This window comes from Mangrovihabitans endophyticus (genome assembly GCF_014646155.1).
GTDB classification, from domain to species: Bacteria; Actinomycetota; Actinomycetes; order Mycobacteriales; family Micromonosporaceae; genus Actinoplanes; species Actinoplanes endophyticus.
Genome location: NZ_BMMX01000056.1, coordinates 1 through 21,034 on the forward strand (window position 1 = coordinate 1; position 21,034 = coordinate 21,034).

16 protein-coding genes are annotated in these 21,034 nt (G+C 74.0%); 6 read left to right on the forward strand and 10 right to left on the reverse strand.

From position 1 onward, the window contains the following. A partial coding sequence (locus IEY73_RS29880) for a sigma factor-like helix-turn-helix DNA-binding protein (protein WP_268240502.1) occupies nucleotides 1-94 on the forward strand: 94 nt, incomplete at its 5' end. Between the two features lie 260 nt (nucleotides 95-354). On the opposite strand, the gene IEY73_RS29885 is transcribed toward IEY73_RS29880, so the two are convergent. Further along, nucleotides 355-1,278, reverse strand: coding sequence for a phosphatase PAP2 family protein (locus IEY73_RS29885; RefSeq protein WP_189082692.1), 924 nt, complete (start codon nucleotides 1,276-1,278; stop codon nucleotides 355-357). 242 nt (nucleotides 1,279-1,520) lie between these two features. On the opposite strand from IEY73_RS29885, the gene gsmA reads away from it, so the two are divergent. From gsmA to IEY73_RS29900, 3 genes are all read left to right on the forward strand, one after another. Further along, nucleotides 1,521-2,639, forward strand: a complete 1,119-nt coding sequence (gene gsmA, locus IEY73_RS29890; protein WP_189082693.1) for a sporangiospore maturation cell wall hydrolase GsmA — start codon at nucleotides 1,521-1,523, stop codon at nucleotides 2,637-2,639. A 111-nt stretch (nucleotides 2,640-2,750) separates the two neighbouring features. Further along, the gene (hrpA, locus tag IEY73_RS29895; RefSeq protein ID WP_189082694.1) at nucleotides 2,751-6,677 is read left to right on the forward strand and encodes an ATP-dependent RNA helicase HrpA; all 3,927 of its coding nucleotides are present in this window, start codon (nucleotides 2,751-2,753) and stop codon (nucleotides 6,675-6,677) included. Nucleotides 6,678-6,784: 107 nt separating this feature from the next. Further along, a complete protein-coding gene (locus IEY73_RS29900) occupies nucleotides 6,785-7,165 on the forward strand; it encodes a DUF6401 family natural product biosynthesis protein (RefSeq protein ID WP_189082695.1) in 381 nt (126 codons plus the stop codon). Nucleotides 7,166-7,224: 59 nt separating this feature from the next. Here IEY73_RS29900 and IEY73_RS29905 read toward each other — a convergent pair whose 3' ends face one another. The 4 genes from IEY73_RS29905 to IEY73_RS34185 form a co-directional block, all read right to left on the reverse strand. Further along, nucleotides 7,225-8,268 (reverse strand): cobalamin B12-binding domain-containing protein, encoded by a 1,044-nt coding sequence (locus tag IEY73_RS29905; protein ID WP_189082696.1) that lies wholly within the window; start codon nucleotides 8,266-8,268, stop codon nucleotides 7,225-7,227. Further along, nucleotides 8,265-9,995, reverse strand: a complete 1,731-nt coding sequence (locus tag IEY73_RS29910; protein ID WP_189082697.1) for a PP2C family protein-serine/threonine phosphatase — start codon at nucleotides 9,993-9,995, stop codon at nucleotides 8,265-8,267. The genes IEY73_RS29905 and IEY73_RS29910 overlap by 4 nt, the downstream gene beginning before the upstream one ends. An 84-nt stretch (nucleotides 9,996-10,079) precedes the next feature. Continuing rightward, entirely contained in the window at nucleotides 10,080-10,877 is a 798-nt protein-coding gene (locus IEY73_RS29915; protein ID WP_189082698.1) for an exodeoxyribonuclease III, read from the reverse strand. A gap of 200 nt (nucleotides 10,878-11,077) precedes the next feature. Continuing rightward, entirely contained in the window at nucleotides 11,078-11,209 is a 132-nt protein-coding gene (locus IEY73_RS34185; RefSeq protein ID WP_268240500.1) for a hypothetical protein, read from the reverse strand. A gap of 217 nt (nucleotides 11,210-11,426) precedes the next feature. On the opposite strand from IEY73_RS34185, the gene IEY73_RS29920 reads away from it, so the two are divergent. Beyond that, a complete protein-coding gene (locus IEY73_RS29920) occupies nucleotides 11,427-12,017 on the forward strand; it encodes a hypothetical protein (protein WP_189082699.1) in 591 nt (196 codons plus the stop codon). Here the strand turns inward: IEY73_RS29920 and IEY73_RS29925 are convergent. After that, entirely contained in the window at nucleotides 11,993-14,326 is a 2,334-nt protein-coding gene (locus IEY73_RS29925; RefSeq protein ID WP_189082700.1) for a putative bifunctional diguanylate cyclase/phosphodiesterase, read from the reverse strand. The two genes, IEY73_RS29920 and IEY73_RS29925, sit on opposite strands and share 25 nt — an antisense overlap. A gap of 178 nt (nucleotides 14,327-14,504) precedes the next feature. Further along, nucleotides 14,505-15,374, reverse strand: coding sequence for a universal stress protein (locus tag IEY73_RS29930; protein WP_189082701.1), 870 nt, complete (start codon nucleotides 15,372-15,374; stop codon nucleotides 14,505-14,507). 181 nt (nucleotides 15,375-15,555) lie between these two features. Between IEY73_RS29930 and IEY73_RS29935 the strand changes: the two genes are divergently transcribed. Further along, entirely contained in the window at nucleotides 15,556-16,839 is a 1,284-nt protein-coding gene (locus IEY73_RS29935; RefSeq protein WP_189082702.1) for a citrate synthase, read from the forward strand. Between the two features lie 134 nt (nucleotides 16,840-16,973). On the opposite strand, the gene IEY73_RS29940 is transcribed toward IEY73_RS29935, so the two are convergent. Genes IEY73_RS29940 through IEY73_RS29950 form a run of 3 tightly spaced genes read right to left on the reverse strand, consistent with a single transcriptional unit; the run spans nucleotide 16,974 to nucleotide 21,024 of the window. Further along, entirely contained in the window at nucleotides 16,974-18,344 is a 1,371-nt protein-coding gene (locus IEY73_RS29940; RefSeq protein ID WP_189082703.1) for a cobyrinic acid a,c-diamide synthase CobB, read from the reverse strand. Further along, nucleotides 18,338-18,937, reverse strand: coding sequence for a cob(I)yrinic acid a,c-diamide adenosyltransferase (gene cobO, locus IEY73_RS29945; protein ID WP_189082704.1), 600 nt, complete (start codon nucleotides 18,935-18,937; stop codon nucleotides 18,338-18,340). The genes IEY73_RS29940 and cobO overlap by 7 nt, the downstream gene beginning before the upstream one ends. Beyond that, entirely contained in the window at nucleotides 18,937-21,024 is a 2,088-nt protein-coding gene (locus IEY73_RS29950) for a VWA domain-containing protein (protein WP_444543391.1), read from the reverse strand. Before IEY73_RS29950 ends, cobO begins: the two co-directional genes overlap by 1 nt. Between the last annotated feature and the right edge of the window lie 10 nt (nucleotides 21,025-21,034).

Genomic DNA, 21,034 nt, shown 5'->3' on the forward strand with positions numbered 1-21,034 from the left:
CGAGCAGGTGGGGATTTCGCAGATGCATGTGTCGCGGTTGCTGACCAAGGCGCTGGGCAAGCTGCGGAGCCAGTTGACCACCGACGCCCTGTGACAGCGAACCTTTTTCAACCTGGCATCGAGTTTCAACCTGGCATCGAGCCCGTCGGTTACCCGCCGTCGGCCAGCGGCGGCACCTGCCTGCCTCGCCACGTTGAAACCTGCCTCGCCACGTTGAAAAAGGGTTCAGTGGTGCGGTAAAGGCAGCTCGCCAGGGGTGCCGGCTCTCGTTGCGGGAGCCGGCACCCCTGGTGGCGTGCGTGGTGCTTGCGGGGCCTGAGGTGCCTGCGGTCCGTGCGCGGGTCCTGCGGCGGGTCAGTCGGCCAGGGTGTCGTCCGGCTCGGTGTCCGGATCCGACGTCGTGCCGGTGATGGTGTCGCCCGCCGCCAGCCGCGTCCACACCAGGAACACCGCCGCCACCGCCGCCAGGATGCACGCCGCCGCGGTCAGGAACGTGAACCGGCCCGACAGCAGGTCCGGCGCCCACCGCTGCGACGACGTCACCGCCGCCAGGCCCGCCGCGCCCGCGGTGCCCGCCACCGCCGCCACCAGGACGAACGGCAGGGTCGCGAGCCGGCTCGCCCGCGGCGGGATGACCAGCGGGCGCAGCCGCAGCACCGCCGAGGCCAGCGCGCCCCAGGACAGGGCCACCAGCAGGGCGGCCACCGTGTCGCTCGGGCGGTGCCACTCGGCCCACACGGTCGCCACCGCGATCACCGTCACGTACGCGGCGCCGGCCAGCGCCACGGTGCCGCGTATCGCGTGCGGCAGCACCAGCACCAGCGCGAACGCCACGGACGCGGCGGCCGTGGTGTGGCCGCTGGGGAACGAGTTGGGCGCCGGGAAACCGTCCAGGTCCGGCCGGGGCAGCCGGGTCTTGAGCACCTGGCTGGTCAGGTTCGCGCCGATCACCAGCATCGCCGCCCCGATCGCCAGGTCGACCCGCTTGCGGACCACCCCGATCCCGGCCGCGGCCAGGCACACCAGCACCAGGCTGACCAGGGTGGTGCCGTTCAACGTACGGCTGAGCACCTCGGTGATCTTCGGATGGCTGACATCCGCGCCGCGCAGCGCGATGGTGTCCACGGTCTGGCCGAGCGACGTGCCGACGAAGACACGGTAGATGCCGGCGACGCCGGCCGCGGCGGCCAGCATGACCAGGACCGGGGTGATCACGTGGCGGGCGCCGCGCACGTGCGGCGGCGTAGCGACGGTGGGGCGTTCGGCCAGGGCCGTCATCGGGACGAATCCTCCATCGGGTGCGGTGCGGCGGAAGTGACCTGTGAGTGTCAAGTGTCCGGTGAGTGGATTCCTCAGTGCCCAGCGGGGGCCGAGTTGAAGCATCCCCGCCGCGGCGGACCCCGCAACCCGGCGGACGTCACCCGCGGGGGCGGCAACGCGACTGCACCCGCGCGCTCCCTGGGAGCGCAACGGCCCGCGACGACCTTCGTGGAGACGCCGACCACGAAGGGACGCTCCCCATGCTGCACATCACCCGCCGGATGCTCGCCGGCCCGCTGCTGGCGGCCGCCATCGGCGCCGGCCTGCTCGCCGCGCCCGCGCCCGCCCTGGCGGCCGGCGTGAGCGGCACCGTCCAGGTCAACGACTACCTGATGGTCCGCTCCGGCCCGTCACTGTCCGCCCGGAGCGTGGGCACCGTCCGCAAGGGCCAGAAGGTCGCCATCCAGTGTGTGGTGTCCGGCTCCACGGTGCGCGGCTCGGTGCGCACCACGAACCTGTGGGACCGACTCGGCTCCGGCCGGTACATCTCCCACGCGTACGTCACCGCGGGCTCCGGGCTGCGGCGCTGCTCCGCCGGACCGGTCCAGGACCAACAGACCAAGACCACGTCGAGCATCTTCACCCCGGCGGTGGTGCGCAGCACCGACGGGCGGGTCAACGTGCGCAGCGGGCCGTCGCTGAGCGACGCGCTGATCGGCTCGTTCGCCAACGGCACCCGGGTCAACCTGGTCTGCGGCGTCGTCGGCGACCAGGTGTCGGGCACCGTCCGCGCCACCAACGCCTGGGCCAAGCTGAGCAACGGCTACTACATGTCGTACGCGTACTTGAAGAGCGGACGCCTGTCGCTGTGCCCGGCCAGCAGCAAGCCCACCTCGTCGATGACGCCGTCGGAGTTCATCGCCGCCGCCGTGCCCGGCGCCCAGCTCGGATGGCGCCAGCACGGCGTGCCGCCGTCGGTGACCATCGCCCAGGCGATCCTCGAGTCCGGCTGGGGCAAGAGCAGCCTGGCCTCCAAGGACTACAACTTCTTCGGCATCAAGTGCTTCAACGGCTACTACGGCAAGTACGCCACCGGCTGCAAGACCTACCGCACCACCGAGTGCACCAAGGCCGGGAGCTGCTACAGCACCTCCGCCACATTCCGGTCGTACCCGTCCATGGCCCGCTCGTTCTCCGACCACGGCTACTTCCTGCGCAGCAACAGCCGCTACAAGCCGGCGTTCTCCTACACCCGGGACGCCAACAAGTTCATCTGGAACGTCTGGAAGGCCGGGTACGCCACCGACCCGAACTACTACACCAAGGTGACCGGCCTGATGTCGAAGTACAACCTGTACAAGTACGACACCTGGAAGTGACCCGCCGCGCGTGACCCGCACGCCCCGCCGGCCCCGCCCAGGGAGCCGGCGGGGCGCCCGCGGGTAATCGGCGGGCGGCCCGGCTCGGCGACGGCCTATCCTGGCAGCGCCATGTCGATTTCCCCGCCGGCCCCGGACCTCACCGAACTCCGCCGCTCCCTCACCTGCCTGCTGCCCCGCGACGAGCACCGCCTCGGCCGCCGCCTGGAGGGCACCCGCAAGATCCGCGACGCGGACGCCCGCGCCGCCGCGCTCGCCGAGATCGCCGGCGAAGTCGCCGACGCCCGCCGCCGGGTGGAGTCCCGGCGCGCCGGGGTGCCCCCGGTCACGTACCCGGCGGAGCTGCCGGTTGCGCAGCGCAAGGACGACATCCTGGCCGCGATCCGCGACCACCAGGTCGTGGTGGTGGCCGGTGAGACCGGCTCCGGCAAGACCACCCAGATACCCAAGATCTGCCTGGAGCTGGGCCGCGGCGTGCGCGGACAGATCGGCCACACCCAGCCGCGGCGGATCGCGGCGCGCACCGTGGCCGAGCGGATCGCCGAGGAACTGGGCACCCCGCTGGGCTCCACCGCCGGATACCGGGTGCGGTTCACCGACCAGGTGAGCGACGACACCATGATCAAGGTGATGACCGACGGCATCCTGCTCGCCGAGATCCAGAGCGACCGGATGCTGCGCCGCTACGACACGCTGATCATCGACGAGGCGCACGAGCGCAGCCTCAACATCGACTTCCTGCTCGGCTACCTCAAGGACCTGCTGCCACGCCGGCCGGACCTGAAACTGATCATCACCTCGGCGACCATCGAGACCCGGCGCTTCGCCGAGCACTTCGCCGGCCCGCACGGCCCGGCGCCGGTGATCGAGGTGTCCGGGCGCACCTACCCGGTGGAGGTCCGCTACCGGCCGTTGACCACCGAGACCGAGGACGGCCGCCAGGAGCCGCTCGACCAGGTCGAGGGCATCGCCGACGCGGTCGACGAGCTGGGCCGCGACAGCAACGGCGACATCCTGGTCTTCCTCTCCGGGGAACGGGAGATCCGGGACACCGCCGACTTCCTGGCCCGCCGCGACCTGCGCAACACCGAGATCGTCCCGCTGTACGGCCGGCTCAGCGCCGCCGAACAGCACAAGGTGTTCCAGCGGCACACCGGCCGCCGCGTGGTGCTGGCCACCAACGTCGCCGAGACGTCGCTGACAGTGCCCGGCATCCGGTACGTGATCGACCCCGGCACCGCGCGGATCTCCCGCTACAGCAACCGGCTCAAGGTGCAGCGGCTGCCCATCGAACCGGTGTCGCAGGCCAGCGCGAACCAGCGCACCGGCCGGTGCGGGCGCACCTCGGACGGCATCTGCATCCGGCTTTACCCTCAGGAAGACTTCGCGGCCCGCCCGGCGTTCACCGAACCGGAGATCCTGCGCACCAACCTGGCCTCGGTCATCCTGGCGATGACCAACCTGGGGCTCGGCGACCTGACGACGTTCCCGTTCATCGACCCGCCGGACGCGCGCGCGGTGACCGACGGCGTGAAACTGCTCGAAGAGCTGGGCGCGCTGGAGCCCGGCGCGCGGCGCCGCCTCACCCCGGTGGGCCGGCGCCTCGCCCAGTTGCCCGTCGACCCGCGCCTGGGGCGCATGGTGCTGGAGGCGGAACGGCAGGACTGCGTGGCCGAGGTGATGGTGATCGCGGCGGCGCTGTCCCTCCAGGACCCGCGGGAACGCCCCGCGGACCGGGCGCAGCAGGCGGACGAGAAACACGCCCGGTTCACCGACAAGGAATCGGACTTCTTCGGCTACCTCAACCTCTGGCGGTTCCTGCGCGAACAACAGCGCGACCTGTCCGGCAACCAGTTCCGCAAGCTGTGCCGCCAGGACTTCCTCAACTACCTGCGGGTGCGCGAATGGCAGGACCTGCACGCCCAGCTACGCCAGGTGGCCCGCGGCCTGGACCTGCCGGTGGCGCCCGAACGCGACGAGGTCGCCGACGGCCGCCACGTGCACACCGCGCTGCTGGCCGGGCTGCTCAGCCACATCGGCATGAAAGACGCCGACAAACGCGAATACCTGGGCGCCCGCGGCGCGAAGTTCGCCATCTTCCCCGGCTCGGCGCTGGCCCGCAAACAGCCCCGATGGGTGATGTCCGCGGAGCTGGTCGAGACGTCCCGGCTGTGGGCCCGGGTGAACGCGCGGATCGAACCGGAATGGGCCGAGAAACTCGCACCGCACCTGGTCCGGCGCAGCTACAGCGAACCGCGGTGGGACCGCAAACGGGGCGCGGTGCTGGCCGACGAGAAGGTCACCCTGTACGGCCTGCCGATCGTGCCCCGCCGCACGGTCGGCTACGGCCGCATCGACCCGGTGGTGTCCCGGGAACTGTTCATCCGGCACGCGCTGGTGGAGGGCGACTGGGACACCCACCACCGGTTCCTGGCCGACAACGCGGCGCTGCTGGCACGCATCACCGAGATCGAGAACCGGGCGCGCCGGCGGGACATCGCCGTCGACGACGAGACGCTGTACGAGCTCTACGACGCCCGGATCCCGGCCGACGTGGTGTCCGCCCGGCACTTCGACGCGTGGTGGAAGAAGACCCGCCGCGACGACCCCGGGCTGCTCACCTTCACCCGGGAGATGCTGGTCAACGCCGGACGCGACGGGGTCGACCCGCTCGCGTACCCGGACGCGTGGCTGGCCGGCGGGGTGCGGCTGCCGCTGACGTACGCGTTCCAGCCCGGCGCGCCCGCCGACGGGGTGACCGTGCGAGTGCCGCTGGCGCTGCTGAACCAGCTCGACCCGGACGACTTCGTGTGGTCGGTGCCGGGCCTGCGCCGCGAGGTGCTCATCGCGCTGATCCGCGGACTGCCCAAGGCGCTGCGCACCAACTTCGTGCCGGTGCCGGACTGGGCGGACGCCGTGCTGGCCCGGGTGAGCGCCCGGCGCGGCGCGCTGACCGACGCGGCGGCGGACGCGCTGCGCCGGCTCACCGGCGTGGTGCTGCCCCGCGACGCGTGGCAACCTGCCCGGCTGCCCGACCATCTGCGGATGAACTTCCGGGTGGTGGACGAGCACGGCGACATCCGCGGCGAGGGCCGCGACCTGGAGGAACTACGCCGCACCCTGGCACCCGCGGTGCAGCAGACCATCACCGCCGCGGCCGGGGACCTGGAACGCCGCGGCATCACCACCGGCGACTTCGGTGCCGTCCCCCGCCGCGTCGACCAGGTGCGCGGCGGCTACCGCGTGACCGTCTTCCCGGCCCTGGCCGACGAGGGCGACAGCGTCGCCGTGCGGATCTATGAAACCGAGGCCGAGCAGCGCGCGGCGATGCGGGCGGGCACCCGGCGGCTGCTCCTGCTCACCCTGCCGCCGGCCGCCCGCTACCTGCAGGGGCGCCTGGACAACCGGGCCAAACTGGAGATCAGCCGCGGAAACCCGTACCGCTCGGTGGCGGACCTGCTGGATGACTGCGCCGGCGCCGCGGTGGACAAGCTGGTGGCCGACGCGGGCGGTCCGGTCTGGTCCGGCGAGGAGTTCACCGGCCTGCGCGACGCGGTCCGCGCCGACCTGGTCGACGCGGTGTCGTCGGTGGTGGCCCAGGTGCGTGCGGTGCTGTCCGACGCGTACGAGGTGGGCCAGCGGCTGTCCGGCGTGCGTGACCCGGCGCTGCTGCCCGCGCTGGCCGACATCCGGGCCCAGATGCAGGGCCTGGTGCATCCCGGATTCGTCACCGAGACCGGCTGGCGGGTGCTGCACCACCTGCCGCGCTACCTGCGGGCGGTGCGCTACCGGCTGGACCGGCTGTCCGGCAACGTGGCCCGCGACCGGCAGCTCATGGCCCAGGTGCAGCAGATCGAGCAGGAGTTCCGGGAGGTACGCGCCGAGCTGGGACCGGGCGGGCCGGCCGGCGACGGGCTCACCGAGATCCGGTGGATGATCGAGGAGCTGCGGGTCGGGCTGTTCGCGCAGTCGCTGGGCACCGCCTACCCGGTGTCCGGCAAACGCATCTACCGGGCCATGGACCAGCTCCCCGGCTAGGCCGCGCCGGGCCGAATCCGCGGTGGCCGGTTGCGCTCCCGGTGCGTCCGGGTGCCGTTCGGTTACCACCCTGTCGCCGCGGCCGTCCGGGGCTTAGCGTTGCGGACATGACCGACAACCACCGCGTTCTCGCCCCGGCGTCCACCGCCTCCGCCGACGTGCCGGCGCGGGCGCTGCTGGACGAGATGATGGCCCGCGTGGGCGTTGACGGCCTCGTCGCGGCACACCGCGACGCCGGGCTGCTGGCCCAGATCGATCAGCATGCCGCGGCGGTCCGGAACGCGCTGGTCGCCGCCGGCCGGTCCGCCGACCTGGACGGCCTGGCCGCGTACGCGCGTTCGGTGGCCGCCGCCGGCGTGCGCATGGGCCGCCGCCTGCCGGAGCCGGGCCTGGCCCCGACCAGCGGCGTGGACTGGCTGACGGCCGACTGGCACCTGATGCGCCTGGTGGCGGTGTGCCTGCTCGCCGAGACGGCCGGCCTGCTCTGAGCACGCGGCAGCGCCCCGAGGTGGGGCCGGTCAGGCGTCGCGCAGCGACAGGGGGCCGATCAGGCGTCGCGCAGCGACGCGGTGGCCGCGTCCAGCATCCTGGTCGCCGCCGGATAGTCCCGCAACTGGTCCCGGATCAGGCGCAAGCCTGCCAGCAGCGCCGCCGCCGGCACGCCCCGCGCGGCCAGCACCCCCGCCGTCCAGCCGGTGAACTCGGTGAAGATGGTCTCCTCGCCCACGTACAACGCCGCCGCCAGGAAGTCCAGAATGTGCGCGATGTCCTCGGCGGTCGCTTCCTGCTGGCGCTGGTCGTAACCGCCCGTCGCGGGGTAGGCCCCGGCCAGCCGGCGCAGCGCCGTGTCGATCAGCACCGGCCGCTGCCGCACCACATAGGTGTATTCCTCGTCGCCCAGGAACGGCGTTCGGTACGGGTCGTCCATCGGCGGCGGCCAGTCACCGGCCAGCCGCCCGGCCGCCTCCCGCGCGCCGCCCGCCCACGCGTCGGCGCCCAGGCGCTGCGCGTACCGGCCGTCCGGGCCGAACCCCCGGCCGCCGGCGATCACCGGCACTCCCGCGGACCGGCAGGCGGTGATCGCCGCATGGGCCCGCGGCAGCCGGGTGGGCAGCATGCAGCTCACCGCGACCGCGTCCGGGCCGGTCTGGTGCAGATGGGTCACCAGGTGCGGGCCGGGCACGCTGGCGCCGAGGAAGTCCACCCGCCAGCCGTCCAGGCGCAGGATCTCCGCCAGGATGCGCACCGGAAGGGCATGCCATTCTCCGTCCACGCAGGCGACGGTCACCCGGCCGCGGTGCGGGCGGACCATGGTGCGCCCGGCCACCGCCGCCACCGCACGTTCGCTGATGGCGGTGGCCGCGTGCTCGCGGGCCACCGACCACTCGTTGGCCGCCCACAGCTCACCGACCCGGGCCTGGGTGGGCGCGATCAGGTCGAGCAGGATCTGCTGCGCCGGCACGCCGGCGTCCAGCAGCGAGGTGGTCAGCTCCACCGCGGCGTACTCGTCGCCGTCGCCGACCATGCCCAGGAAACGCTCGCGCAGGGCGGGGTCGTCGAGCGACGCCGCGGTGGTGGCCGGGACGGTCACGAGCGCGTCCTCGACCGGCGCTCCGGGCGGCGCGCGTCGATGGCGAACGGCGAGCTGGGCGCGCCGCCGCCGCGCAGGCTCAGCGGGGTGCGGTCCGGCGCCCGGATCGCCAGCAGCGCGATGTCGTCCCGGCTGCCGTTGTGCACCCAGTCGGAGACGAGCTGGCGGACCCGTTCCACGGCCGCCACGCCGGGCATGCCGCGGCAGCTCGCGAGGGCCTCGCGGAGGCGCTGCTCGCCGTACTGCTCGCTGCCCGCCGGGCCGCCGCGGGCCTCGGTCAGCCCGTCGCTGTAGAGCAGGCACAGCTCGCCGGGACCCAGCTCCACGTCGGCCGGGCGCACGGCGATCCGGGCGACGGCGCCGATCAGCGTGCCCGACGTCGGCACCTCCTCGACCGTGCCGTCGGCGCGCAGCACCAGCGGCGGTGGGTGACCGCCGGTGGCCAAGGTCAACCGGACGCGGCCGTGGTCTGCCCGCGACAGCGAGCCGACCACCATGGTGACGAAGCGATGCTGCCGGGCGGACTCGGTCAGCGCCTGGTTGAGCACGTGCAGCATGTCCACCGGCGGGGTGCCGACCAGCCGCAGGGCGCGCAACGTCTGGCGCACCTTGCCGGTCAGCACCGCCGCGTCCGGGCCCTTGCCGCAGACATCGCCCAGCGCGACAAGCGTGTCGGAGCTGCGCTCGGTGGGGCCGAACACGTCGTAGAAGTCGCCGCCGATGCGCAGCGCCTCACGGGCGGCCTGGTAGGAGCCGGCCAGCTCGATCCCGTCGGGCTGGGGCAGCTCCGGCGGCAGCAGATCGGCCTGCAGGATCGCGGTGGTGTCCACCTGGTCGCGGTACAGCGCCGCGGCGGACAGGGCCGCCCCGGCGCGGGCGGCGAAGATCCGGGCGAGCGACTCGTCCTCGGTGGTGAACCGCGCGTCCGCTCCCCGCCGGGCCAGGATCAGCGCCCCGGCCGGCTCGGCGTTGCCGGGCAGCGGGGTCACCAGCAGCGCCCCGATCGGGCCGAAGTCCTCCGGCAGCAGCCACGGCGGCGCCTGGGCGGCGTCCAGCCAGCGGGTGGGGATGGGCGGGAACCCGCCGAGCGCCTCGGCCAGGCCGGGAACCTCGCTCACCACGGTCTCGCGCAGCGACCCCTCCTCCACCGGGCCGCCGCGCACCCGGCGCGTCCACGTGCAGTGCCGGCGGTCGGCGGGCAGCACCACCATGGCCGCGTCGGCCAGGTGCGCCGCGGCCAGTTCGACGGTGGTGCGCAGGCACCGGCCCTGATGCAGCGAGGCGGACAGCCGGCGGCCGGCCTCGGCCAGGAACGACGTGCGGGCGCGCTCCGCCTCCAGCGCGGCGGCCCGCTCCACCTCGTCCGTGCAGTCGTGCAGGTACCAGGCGTAGTGCCGCTCGTCCAACTGGCGGCGGCGACCCCGCAGGTGCCGGCCCTCGTGCCGGTCCTGGAACGCCTCCTCGCCGGCGGCGGCTGCCCTCGCCAGAGCGCCCAGCGGCGCGGTGGTGGTGGACTGCCCCGGGCGCAGGCCCGGCGCCAGCACCGCCGCCGCGGTGTTGATCCAGACGATGGTGTGCCCGTCGTCGGCGCACAGCACGACCGACTCGGCGGTCGCGTCCAGCGCCGTGCGCAGCAGCGCCGGCGCCGGGTCGGCCGGGACCGGCGCGGTGGTGGCCGCGGCCCCGGCCAGCAGCGCGCCCGAATCGGGCGGTGTGTACGAGCTCATCGGTTCCCCCCTCCTGCGTGGTCCCACGACCGTGTGCCGGCCGATTCGTCCCAGCCTACGTGCTCAGACTGCCCGCGTCGCGTCTCACGAGCCCGCGGATGGCGTACCCAGGCCGGACGCGTCCACCACGATCGGGGCGTGATCGGAGGGCCCGCTGCCCTTGCGGGCCTCCCGGTCGACCACCGCGTCGTCCACCGCGTCGGCCACGTCGGGCGTGGCCAGCACCAGGTCGATCCGCATGCCCTTGTTCTGGTGGAACATACCGGCCCGGTAATCCCAGTAGGTGAAGGGCCGGTCACCCTTGAGCGGGCGGCCCACGACGTCGCGCAGGCCCAGATCACGCAGCGCGGTCAGGGCATCGCGCTCCGGGGGTGTGACATGGGTCGCGCCGGCGAACACCGCCGGGTCCCACACATCGTCATCGGTGGGCGCCACGTTGAAGTCGCCGGCCACCACCAGCGCGCCGCGCGGCACGTCGTCGGCCAGCGCGGTGCGCAACGCGGCCAGCCAGGACAGCTTGTACGCATAATGCGGATCATCCGGCGTCCGGCCGTTGGGCACGTACACGGACAGAAAGCGGACGCCGCCGCAGGTGGCGCCGATCGCCCGGGCCTCCGGGCCGGGGAAGCCCGGCTCGCCGGGGAATCCGCGGCGCACCTGCGTCAGCCCGACGCGGGACAGCAACGCGACCCCGTTCCACCGGCCCTGGCCGTGCGCGGCCACCCGGTAGCCGAGCGCCTCCACCTGTTCCGCCGGGAAGGCGTCCGCGGCGACCTTGGTCTCCTGCAGGCACACCACGTCCGGCTGGGCGGACTCCAGCCAGCCCAGCAGGCGGGGCAGGCGGGCCTTGACCGAGTTGACGTTCCAGGTCGCGAAGCGCATCCGCCAAGACTGCACGATCGGTGCGGCGGCATGCCACGAGGCCCGCCGCCGCGCGGCGCAGAACACCACATCGCCGACCGGGGCTGCCGGGCGGCTGCAACGTCCCGGTGGCCACCGGCACGCCGTCGAGGTCGACGACGACGGGATCCGGTCAGCCGTGCACCGCCGCGTCGGGCATGGGCGACGGAGGCAACAGCGGCTCAGCGAGCGCGACGGCCGGTCAGCGCGGAGGCACGCACCGCGGCCATCAGCGCGCCGGCGAGCCCGGCGGTGAGCGCCAGCAGCGCCGCCACGAGCCAGACGTTGCATTCGTTGCCCAGCAGCGCCGTCATTTCCCATGCCTCCCGCACCTCGCCGGTCCTCCTGGGTGATCGGCGGGTGCCCTCGGTGTTCGAAGGAAAACCGTCGAGCGAATGATGCCGGACCGGCGGCGGGCGCGCCAGATCCCGTCCGGGTCATCTGCGCCACCGGAGTGCGGTCGTCGGCGCCACCGGGAGCGGATCGCGCCGAGGATCGGTTACCGTCGATGGAGATCGGCGAGGAGATGCGATGCGCGTTGATGTGCTGCCGGCGCTGCCGGAGTCGTTGCTCGACGAGTCCTGGCGTTTCTACCACGACGCCTTCTCCGGCCTGGCGGTCCGGGCCGCGGCGCGGCACCTGCTGCTGCGCCGGGAGTTCGACGAGTTGATGGCCGACGAACGGATCCTCAAGTACGTCGCGCGTGACGGCGCCGGGGACGACGAGGCCGCGGCGGTCCCGCCGGCGCGGGACCGGGACCGCATCATCGGCTTGGCCGCGATGACCTCGGACCTGGAGGCGGTGCCGCTGATCTCGCCGCCGTTCTTCGCCCACCGCTGGCCGCAGGAGTACGCCGACGGGCGGATCTTCTACTGCGTCTTCATCGGAGCCCAGCACGGCCCGCGCGGCAAGGGCGTGTTCGTGGCGCTGCAACGGCGGATGTGGGAACGCGTCGGGGCGGTGCGCGGCCGGGTGGTGCTGGACATCTGCCAGTGGAATGAGGCCGAGCGTGACCTGCCGCGCGCGGTGGAGGGCATCCTCACCGGCATCGCCGGCGGGTGCGTGGCGTCCCGGCTGGACAGCCAGTCGTTCTGGGGCTACGAGTTCCCCGCGGCGAGCTGACCGCCACCACCACGGGGCGCCGCCGGTCCGGCGCTGAGCTGCCGCCCGCCGCCGCGGGCCGCGGGCCGGCCGGCGTGCCAGCGCTCACGGAACTCCGGTGCGGGCACCGCCGCGCCCCACAACCACCCCTGGCCCTGGGTGACGCCGGTGGCCGCCAGCGCGTCCCGCTGGCGGCGGGTCTCCACGCCTTCCGCGACGATGCTCAGGCCCAGGGCGTGGCTCATCGCCACCACCGCCCGCACGATCTCCTCGTCCTCGATGCTCTGGCCCAGCCCGGACACGAACGAGCGGTCGATCTTCACCCCGGTCACCGGGAACCGGCGCAGGTATCCCAGCGCCGAGAAGCCCGTGCCGAAGTCGTCCACCAGCAGGCGCACCCCCAGTTCGCGCAGCTCGAACAGCACCCGGGTGGTCACGCTGGAGCCGTCCACCATCACCGACTCGGTCATCTCCAGCGCCAGGGCGCGCGCCGGCACCCCATGGCGCGTCAGCTCCGCCGACACGATCATCGGCAGATCCGGGTCGTTGAGCTGGCGCGGCGACACGTTGACCGACATGGAGAAGTCGTCCGCCACCACACCCTCGGCGCGCCACCGGGCCAGTTGCCGCACCGCCTCCTCGCGCACCCAGTCGCCGATCGCGCCGATCAGGCCGGCCTCCTCGGCGAGCGGGATGAACACCGCGGGCGAGACCGCCCCGCGGTCCGGGTGGTGCCAGCGGACCAGCGCCTCGGCACCCAGCGGACGTCCGGTGTCCAGCCGCACGATCGGCTGGTAGGCCACGTGCAACTGGTTCTGCGCCAGCGCGGCACGCAGCGCGGCCTCCAGTTCGATCCGCTCGCGCACCCGGTCGTACATCGAGGTGTCGAAGACGGCGGAGCGGCCCGGACCCTCGGCCTTCGCCCGGTACATGGCGGTGTCCGCGTCCCGCATCAGGGCCTCCGCGGTGACCGCCGAATCCTCCTGCGAGCCGGCGTGCGCGATGCCGACCGACGCGCTGATCACCACGTCGGTGCCGCCCACCGTGTGCGCCCGGACGAAACAGCCCCGCACCACGTCCACCAGCCGCAGCGCGCCGGCCTGGTCGCCGACGTGGGCGAGCAGGAACTCGTCGCCGCCGGCCCGCGCCACCATGGTGGCGTCCGGCAACGCCGCCCGCAGCCGCTCGGCGACCTCGATGACCAGTTGGTCGCCGCAGTCGTGCCCCCACGACTCGTTCACCCATTTGAAGCCGTCCAGGTCCAGCAGGTAGACCCAGACGCGTTCCGGGCCGCCGGCCGGCAGGTCGTCGAGCATCCGCTCGATCCGCGCCGCGACGGCGCCACGGTTGGGCAGCCCGGTCAACGGGTCGTGCGCCGCCTGATGTTCCGAGCGCAACTGCGCGGCCACCTGCCCCTGCACCGCGGAGGCCGCGCGGACCAGCAACAGGATCATCATCACGGCGCCCACGATTGCGATCGCCAGGCGGTGGCCCGGCGACCGGGAGCCGACCGTGGCCAGCAACGCGAACGGGGTGACCACCGCGGGGACCAGCAACGACATCCGGGGCCACGACCACGCCTGGACCGGGCGGCGGTCGGCGCGGCTCAGGTCGGCCACCGACGGGTGCAGCGCTGCCACACCCAGCGCGCAGAAACTCAGCAGGAACGGCGTGTCCAGCAGCGGCGAGGCGTAGGCGCGTCCGTCCAGGCCGATGATCGCGTACGCGAGGTCGCCGGTCACCATCAAGCCGGTGGCGGTCAGCAGCGCGACCAGGCTGGTGGTCCACCGGCTCGCGGTGAACGTCAGGTTGATCACCAGCAACAGCAGCACCACGTCGAGCAACGGGTAGACCCCGGCCAGCGCGGACTGCAGCGGCGGGCGGCCGGGTATCGCCGCGGCCGGCAGAGCGAGCACCAGCGCGGCGGCCAAGCCGGCGGCCAGGCAGACGATGAACCCGTCCAGCACGGCGTGGCGCTGGACGCTGCGCCGCGCCCGCAGCAGCAGCGCGAAGAACGAGCCGAGCAGCAGGTAGCCGGGAAGGATCACCGCGTCGGCCAGCATCGGCCACGGCAGCGGCCGCGCGGTCACCCACGGGCGGATCACCACACCGGCCAGGAACAGCAGCGCGGCGGAACCCACCAGGATCCAGGCGATGCGCGGTTGCGCGCCGTGCCGCGGCGGCCCGGTGAAACACGCCCAGACGGTCCCGGCGCCGACCGCCGCGAACGCGAGCACACTGACCACCGGCGACAGATCAGCGGTGTAGACCGCCGCCGCGCCCGTGCCCGCGACGGCGAACGTCCGCCACCACCGCAGCTGCACCGTCATCGCCCCCCGGCAGGCCCTAGATCACGGCGATCAACGTAGCAAGCAATCGAACCGCGCAGAGGCGCAACCACGCAGAGGGCGGGACAGCGCAGAGGGCGGGACAGCGCAGAGGGCGGGACAGCGCAGAGGGCGCGACCGCGGGGCTGTGACCGGCGGCGGCAGCGCGGCGGGCGTCCGCTCAGTCCGCCGCCGTGCCCGCGGCGTGCGCGGTGCCCGCCGCGCACCGCCACTGCGCCGTCGACCCGTGGACGAACAGAGTCGGGCAGGCGCACCGGCGCAACAGGTGCGTCGCCACCGGGCCGAGCAGGGTCGCACCGTCGGCCCCGCGGGGCCCGATGACCAGCAGGCGGGCATGGCGGGAGGCGCGTTCCAGCACCCGCGCCGGGTCGCCGGTCAGCAGCCGGGTGCGCACCGACGGCAGGCCGGGCACCGCCGCCACCGCCGCGGCGAGCACCTCCCGTCCGCGCGCCTGCGCCTCCGGTGCCGGTTCCGCTATCACGTGCACCACGTCCACCCCGAGCCGGCGCCGCCGGGCCTCGTCACCGGCGTGCCGCAACGCCTCCAGCGCCGCGGCGGAACCGTCCACCGCCGCGACCACCCGCCCGGACGGTGGCCGCGGACCGCGCGCCACCAGCGCCGGGCACCACGCCCGGGAGACCACCTGCATCAGCGTGGAATCGTGCGCCGGCATGCCACCGGCGGCCGGCGGCGCGCCGTCGCCCAGCACCACCAGGTCGGCCGCGCGGCTCTGCTGCACCAGGACACGGGTCGGCGAACCATCGAGCAGCTCGGTGACCACCCGCACGCCGGGGGAGGTGCGCCGGGCCGTGGTGAGCGCGGTGCGGGTGAGCTGTGTGGCGGCGCGGCGGGCGGAGGCCCAGTCCCGATGCCCGCCATGGGTGTCCGGCCCGGCCCAGGCGAACGCGTGCACCACCTTGAGACTGCGTCCGCGGGCGACCGCCTCCCGGGCCCCCAGCCGCACCGCGGCGACTCCCGCCGCGGTGCCGCTCAGTCCGACGACGACAGGGGTGCTGCCCGGGGTCCGCATCGACTCCCACCTCCGCAACCATTATCTATGCCGCGGGCGCGGACGACAGGGGTGGTGAGACCGCGATTGCGCCGGGTGATCAATCCCTCAGGGCCAGGGCGGCTGATGCCTCATTCAGGTTGAGGGTTTACGGTGAAGTTCAGGTTCATGGGGACATCTGCCGGTGAAGTGAGGGAAATACATGACGGATGTCAAGCTCGACCACCCCGGTGGCCAGTTGTCGATGCCGGTGCGTGAGGCGGTCGAGGGCGCCGGGGGCATCGACGTCAGCTCCCTGCTCAAGGAGACCGGTTTCGTCACCCTGGACACCGGCTTCGTCAACACCGCCTCCTGCACGTCGGCGATCACCTACATCGACGGCGAGGCAGGGATTCTGCGTTACCGCGGCTACCCGATCGAGCAGCTCGCCGAGAACGCGTCCTTCCTCGAGGTCTCCTATCTGCTGATCCACGACGCGCTGCCGACCCCGGCGCAGCTCGCCGAGTTCGCCGACAAGATCCGGGTGCACACGTTGCTGCAGGAGGAGATGCGCACGTTCTTCTCCGCGTTCCCGCGCGACGCCCACCCGATGTCGGTGCTGTCCTCGGCGGTCACCGCGCTGTCCACCTTCTATCAGGACGCGCTGGACCCGGCCGACGAGGACCAGGTGGAGATCTCGTCGATCCGCCTGCTGGCGAAACTGCCGACGATCGCGGCGTACGCGTACAAGAAGGGGGTCGGCCACCCGCTGCCGTACCCGGACAACTCCCAGCCGTACGTGGACAACTTCCTGCGCATGACGTTCGGCCTGCCCACCGAGCAGTACGACGTGGACCCGCGGATCGCCAAGATCCTGGACATGCTGTTCGTGCTGCACGCCGACCACGAGCAGAACTGCTCCACGTCGACGGTGCGGCTGGTCGGCTCCGCGCAGGCCAACCTGTTCGCCTCCATCGCGGCCGGCGTGGACGCGCTGTCCGGCCCGCTGCACGGCGGCGCCAACGCGGCGGTGCTCGACATGCTTGAGCAGATCAAGCGCGAGGGCGGTGACGTCGACTCCTTCGTGACCCGGGTGAAGAACAAGGAGAAGGGCGTCAAGCTGATGGGCTTCGGCCACCGGGTCTACAAGAACTACGACCCGCGGGCCGCCATCGTGAAGAAGGCCGCGCAGGAGATGTTGTCCACGATGGACAAGCCCGATCCGCTGCTGGAGATCGCCTTCCGGCTGGAGGAGATCGCGCTGTCCGACGACTACTTCGTCTCCCGCAAGCTCTACCCGAACGTCGACTTCTACACCGGTCTGATCTACAAGGCCATGGGCTTCCCGACCAAGATGTTCACGGTCCTGTTCGCCCTCGGCCGGCTGCCCGGCTGGATCGCGCAGTGGCGCGAGATGACGACCGACCCGGCCACCAAGATCGGCCGGCCGCGGCAGCTCTACACCGGCGCCGCGGAGCGGCCGTTCGTGCCCATCGGGCAGCGCTGAGCGGCCCCGCCGCCGCTGCGCACCGGCGAACCTGACGACGCCGGGCCCGCGACCGCGTGCCCGGCGCCGCCGTGTCCGGGGGGCTGCCGTGTCCGGGGGCTGCCGGGTCCGGGGCAGCCGTCTCGGGCGGAGGGTCAGCCGGGCGGCGTGGCCGCGGCGGCGGTCTGCACCACGCGGCGCGCGAGCCGCGGGCGTGCCGCCCAATGCAGGTGCAGGTACGACGCGTGCAGCCGGGGCCCGGCGAAACCCTCCGGGTCGGCGCCGCGCCACGCCCACGCCGCGCCGCCGGCGGGGGAGAGCAGCAACCCGGACCGCGGATGCACGGTGGTGCGGTGGAACTCATGGCCGGTGAGCCGTTCCCCGGCCGCCGCCAGCGGACTGCCGGTCAGGGCCACCGCGTCGCGGTAGCCGAGGGTGAGCCGCGGCGTCATGGCAGCGTCCGCGTCGAGCACCCCGCACATCGGCGCGTCGTCCAGCGTGCGGCACAGCCACAGCAGTCCGGCGCACTCGGCGACGATCGGCGCGCCGGACGCGGCCAGCGCCGCCACCGCGGCGCGCAATGGCTCGTTGGCGGACAGCTCGGCGGCGTACACCTCGGGGAACCCGCCGCCCACCACCAGTGCCCGGACACCGTCGGGCAGGGCGGTGTCCCGCAGCGGATCCACCACGCGCACCTGCGCCCCGGCGCCGGACAGCAGCTCGGCGGTCTCCGCGTACGCGAAGGAGAACGCCGGCCCGCCGGCGAGCGCGACCGTGGGACGGCCCGGCACCGGATCGGCGTCGGCCGGGCTCCACGGCGTGGCGGGCAGCGCCCCCGCGGTGCCCGCCACCTGCCGCACCGCGTCCAGATCGACGTTCGCGGCCACCAGTGCGGCCAGCGCGGTGACCGACGCGGTCGCCTCGGCGTGCCGTTCCGCGGCCGGCACCAGACCCAGGTGACGCGAGGGCGCGGCCACCGCGTCGGCGCGGCGCAACGCGCCCAGCACCGGCGTGCCGACCTCCTCACAGGCCTCGCGCAGCAGCGCCTCGTGCCGGTCCGAGCCGACCCGGTTGAGGATCACCCCGGCCAGGCGGACGTCGCCGAAGGAGCGGAACCCGTGCACCAGCGCGGCCACCGAGCGGCCCTGCGCGGCGGCGTCCACCACCAGGATCACCGGCGCCCGCAGCAGACGCGCCACATGCGCGGTGGACCCGGTGTCCCCGGCGCCGGTGCGTCCGTCGTAGAGGCCCATCACCCCCTCCACGACGGCCAGGTCCGCCCCCGCGGCGCCGTGCGCGAACATCGGCGCGATCAGGTCCTCGCCGAGCATCACCGGGTCCAGGTTGCGGCCCGGCCGCCCGGCGGCGAGCGTGTGATAGCCGGGATCGATGTAGTCCGGCCCCACCTTGAACGGGGCGACCACCGCGCCGCGCGCCGTGAACGCGGCGAGCAACCCGGTGGCGACGGTGGTCTTGCCGTGGCCGGAGGCGGGCGCGGCGATCACCACCCGCGGCACCGTTACCACTCGATGCCCTGCTGTCCCTTGCGCCCGGCGTCCATCGGATGCTTCACCTTGGTCATCTCGGTCACCAGGTCGGCCGCGGCGACCAGATCCGGGTGGGCGTCCCGGCCGGTGATCACCACATGCTGGGTGCCCGGCCGGTCCGCGAGCGTGGCGACCACGTCGGCGACGTCCACCCAGCCCCACCTCATCGGGTAGGTGAACTCGTCCAGCACATAGAACGTGTGGGTCTGCGCGGCCAGATCCCGTTTGATCTGTGCCCAGCCCTCGGCGGCCTCCGCGGCATGGTCGCGTTCGGTGCCCGGGCGCTGGATCCAGGACCAGCCCTCGCCCATCTTGTGCCAGGTGACGCTCGCGCCGCCGGCGGCGCCCAGCGCCTTGAGCGCGGACTCCTCCCCGACGCGCCACTTCGGCGACTTGACGAACTGGAACACCCCGATCGGCCAGCCGGCGCTCCACGCCCGCAGCGCCATCCCGAACGCCGCGGTGGACTTGCCCTTGCCGTGCCCGGTGTGCACGGCCAGGACCGCCTGGCGGCGGCGCTGCCGGGTGGTGAGCCCGTCGTCCGGGACGACGTCGACCTTTCCGCGGGGCATCAGGCAACCTCCAGACGTTCCAACGGCATCACATCGGCCTGCAGCGCGGCGGCCAGCCGCCCGGCCAGGCCCAGCCGCACCGGACCGGACTCGCAGTCGACGACCACCGTGGCCACCCCGGCCAGGGCCGGCGCGACAAGCACCGGGTCCGGGCCGCTGGTGGCCCGCCCGTCGGTCACCACGACCAGCAACGGGCGTCGCCGGGGGTCGCGGCGCCGTTCGGTGGCGAGGGTGGTGGCGGCTGCGCGCAGCCCGGAGGCCAGCGGGGTGCGCCCTCCGGTACGCAGGTCGGCCAGCGCCAGCACGCCGGTCTCGTGGCTGGAGGTGGGCGGCAGCACCTGGTGCGCCGCGCGTCCCCGGAACGTGATCATGCCGATCCGGTCGCGCCGCTGGTAGGCGTCGCGTAGCAGGGACAGCACCGCGGTCTTGACCACCGTCATCCGCTTGCGGGCGGCCATCGAGCCGGAGGCGTCCACCACGAACAGCACCAGATTGGCCTCCCGGCCGACGTGCACCGCCTCGCGCAGGTCGTGCCGGGTGACCCGGCGGCTGCCGCGGTGCAGGGCGGCGCGCAGCGTCGCGGGCAGATGCGGCGCGCCCGCGCGGCCGTGCGGCACCCGCGAGCCGACCACCCGCCCGCGCCGCGCGTACGCCGGGGAACGCCGCCCGGCGTGCCCGCCCTCGCCGCGGGCGGTGATGCGCAGCGCCCGGGTGCGATAGGCCGCCCCCGCCGGTGCGGCCGGTGCGGGTGCGCCGCTGGTGCGCGGCGGTTGGTCCGGCGGCGGGGCGGTGGTGGTCTCGCCAGACAGCGGCGCGTCCGCTGGCGTCCCGTCCGCTGGCGTCCCGTCCGGTGGCGTCCCGTCCGGTGGCATGCCTGTCCGGGGGCCTCCTGCCGGCGGGCCGCCCGCAGGCCCGTCGCCGGGCCCACCACCGGGCCCACCGCCGGGCGGGGTGTCGTCCGGTGCGCCGTCGTCCGGGGGCGGCGGGGCGTCGTCCGGGGGCGGCGGGGCGTCGTCCGGCGGATCGCCGCCCGCGGCGTCCAGCACCTCGTCCAGCCGCTGCTCGTCGGTGCCCGGCGGGTCCAGCGGGTCCCGGCGGCGACGGTGCGGCAGCGCCAGCCGGGCGGCGTCGCGCACGTCGTCGCCGGTGACCCGGTCCCGCCCGTGCCAGGCCGCCAGGGCCACCGCGCACCGGGCCACCACGATGTCCGCGCGCATCCCGTCCACCCCGTACGCCAGGCAGATCCGGGCGACCCGGTCCAGCTCCGCGTCCGGCAGCCGCACCCCGGGAACCGCCCGCCGCGCCGCCGCGATCCGGGCCCGCAGGGCGTCCTCGTCGGCGGCGAACCGGACCGCGAACGCCGCCGGGTCCGCCTCGTAGGCCAGCCGGCGGCGCACCACCTCGGCGCGCTGCGCCGCGTCCTGCGGCGCGGCCACCGTGACCACCAGACCGAACCGGTCGACCAGTTGCGGGCGCGGCTCGCCCTCCTCCGGGTTCATGGTGCCGACCAGCAGGAACCGGGCGGCGTGCTTGACCGACACCCCGTCGCGTTCCACGTGGGCGCGGCCCATCGCCGCCGCGTCCAGCAGCAGGTCCACCAGGTGATCCGGCAGCAGGTTCACCTCGTCCACGTACAGCGCCCCGCGGTGCGCCGCGGCCAGCAGGCCGGGCTCGTACGCCTTCACCCCGTCGGCCAGCGCGCGCTGGATGTCCAGGGTGCCGACCACGCGGTCCTCGGTGGCGCCCACCGGCAGCTCCACCAGCGCGGCGCTGCGGCGGCCCCGCGGGGCGTCGGCCGGGTGCGGGCCGTCCGGGCACGCGCCGTCAGGCGCCGCCGGATCGCAGCCGAAGCGGCAGCCGCGCACCACGTCCACGTCGGGCAGCAGAGCGGCGAGCGCCCGCACCACGGTGCTCTTGGCGGTGCCCTTCTCGCCGCGCACCAGCACGCCTCCGACGCCGGGGGACACGGCCGTGAGAAGCAGGGCGAGGCGCAGGTCGTCGAGGCCGACCACGGCCGAGAAAGGGTAAGGCGGCAGCACTGATGATCCCTCCTGCGCGGGTGTCCTCGCCCGCGCGCCCGGTGACACGAGCAGCCGG

Bases quoted from the DNA above. Each gene is read 5' to 3' on its own strand.
- IEY73_RS29885 (WP_189082692.1), bottom strand. From the start codon at position 1,278: ATGACGGCCCTGGCCGAACGCCCCACCGTCGCTACGCCGCCGCACGTG.
- gsmA (WP_189082693.1), top strand. From the start codon at position 1,521: ATGCTGCACATCACCCGCCGGATGCTCGCCGGCCCGCTGCTGGCGGCC.
- hrpA (WP_189082694.1), top strand. From the start codon at position 2,751: ATGTCGATTTCCCCGCCGGCCCCGGACCTCACCGAACTCCGCCGCTCC.
- IEY73_RS29900 (WP_189082695.1), top strand. From the start codon at position 6,785: ATGACCGACAACCACCGCGTTCTCGCCCCGGCGTCCACCGCCTCCGCC.
- IEY73_RS29910 (WP_189082697.1), bottom strand. From the start codon at position 9,995: ATGAGCTCGTACACACCGCCCGATTCGGGCGCGCTGCTGGCCGGGGCC.
- IEY73_RS29915 (WP_189082698.1), bottom strand. From the start codon at position 10,877: ATGCGCTTCGCGACCTGGAACGTCAACTCGGTCAAGGCCCGCCTGCCC.
- IEY73_RS34185 (WP_268240500.1), bottom strand. From the start codon at position 11,209: ATGACGGCGCTGCTGGGCAACGAATGCAACGTCTGGCTCGTGGCGGCG.
- IEY73_RS29920 (WP_189082699.1), top strand. From the start codon at position 11,427: ATGCGCGTTGATGTGCTGCCGGCGCTGCCGGAGTCGTTGCTCGACGAG.
- IEY73_RS29925 (WP_189082700.1), bottom strand. From the start codon at position 14,326: ATGACGGTGCAGCTGCGGTGGTGGCGGACGTTCGCCGTCGCGGGCACG.
- IEY73_RS29930 (WP_189082701.1), bottom strand. From the start codon at position 15,374: ATGCGGACCCCGGGCAGCACCCCTGTCGTCGTCGGACTGAGCGGCACC.
- IEY73_RS29935 (WP_189082702.1), top strand. From the start codon at position 15,556: ATGACGGATGTCAAGCTCGACCACCCCGGTGGCCAGTTGTCGATGCCG.
- cobO (WP_189082704.1), bottom strand. From the start codon at position 18,937: ATGCCCCGCGGAAAGGTCGACGTCGTCCCGGACGACGGGCTCACCACC.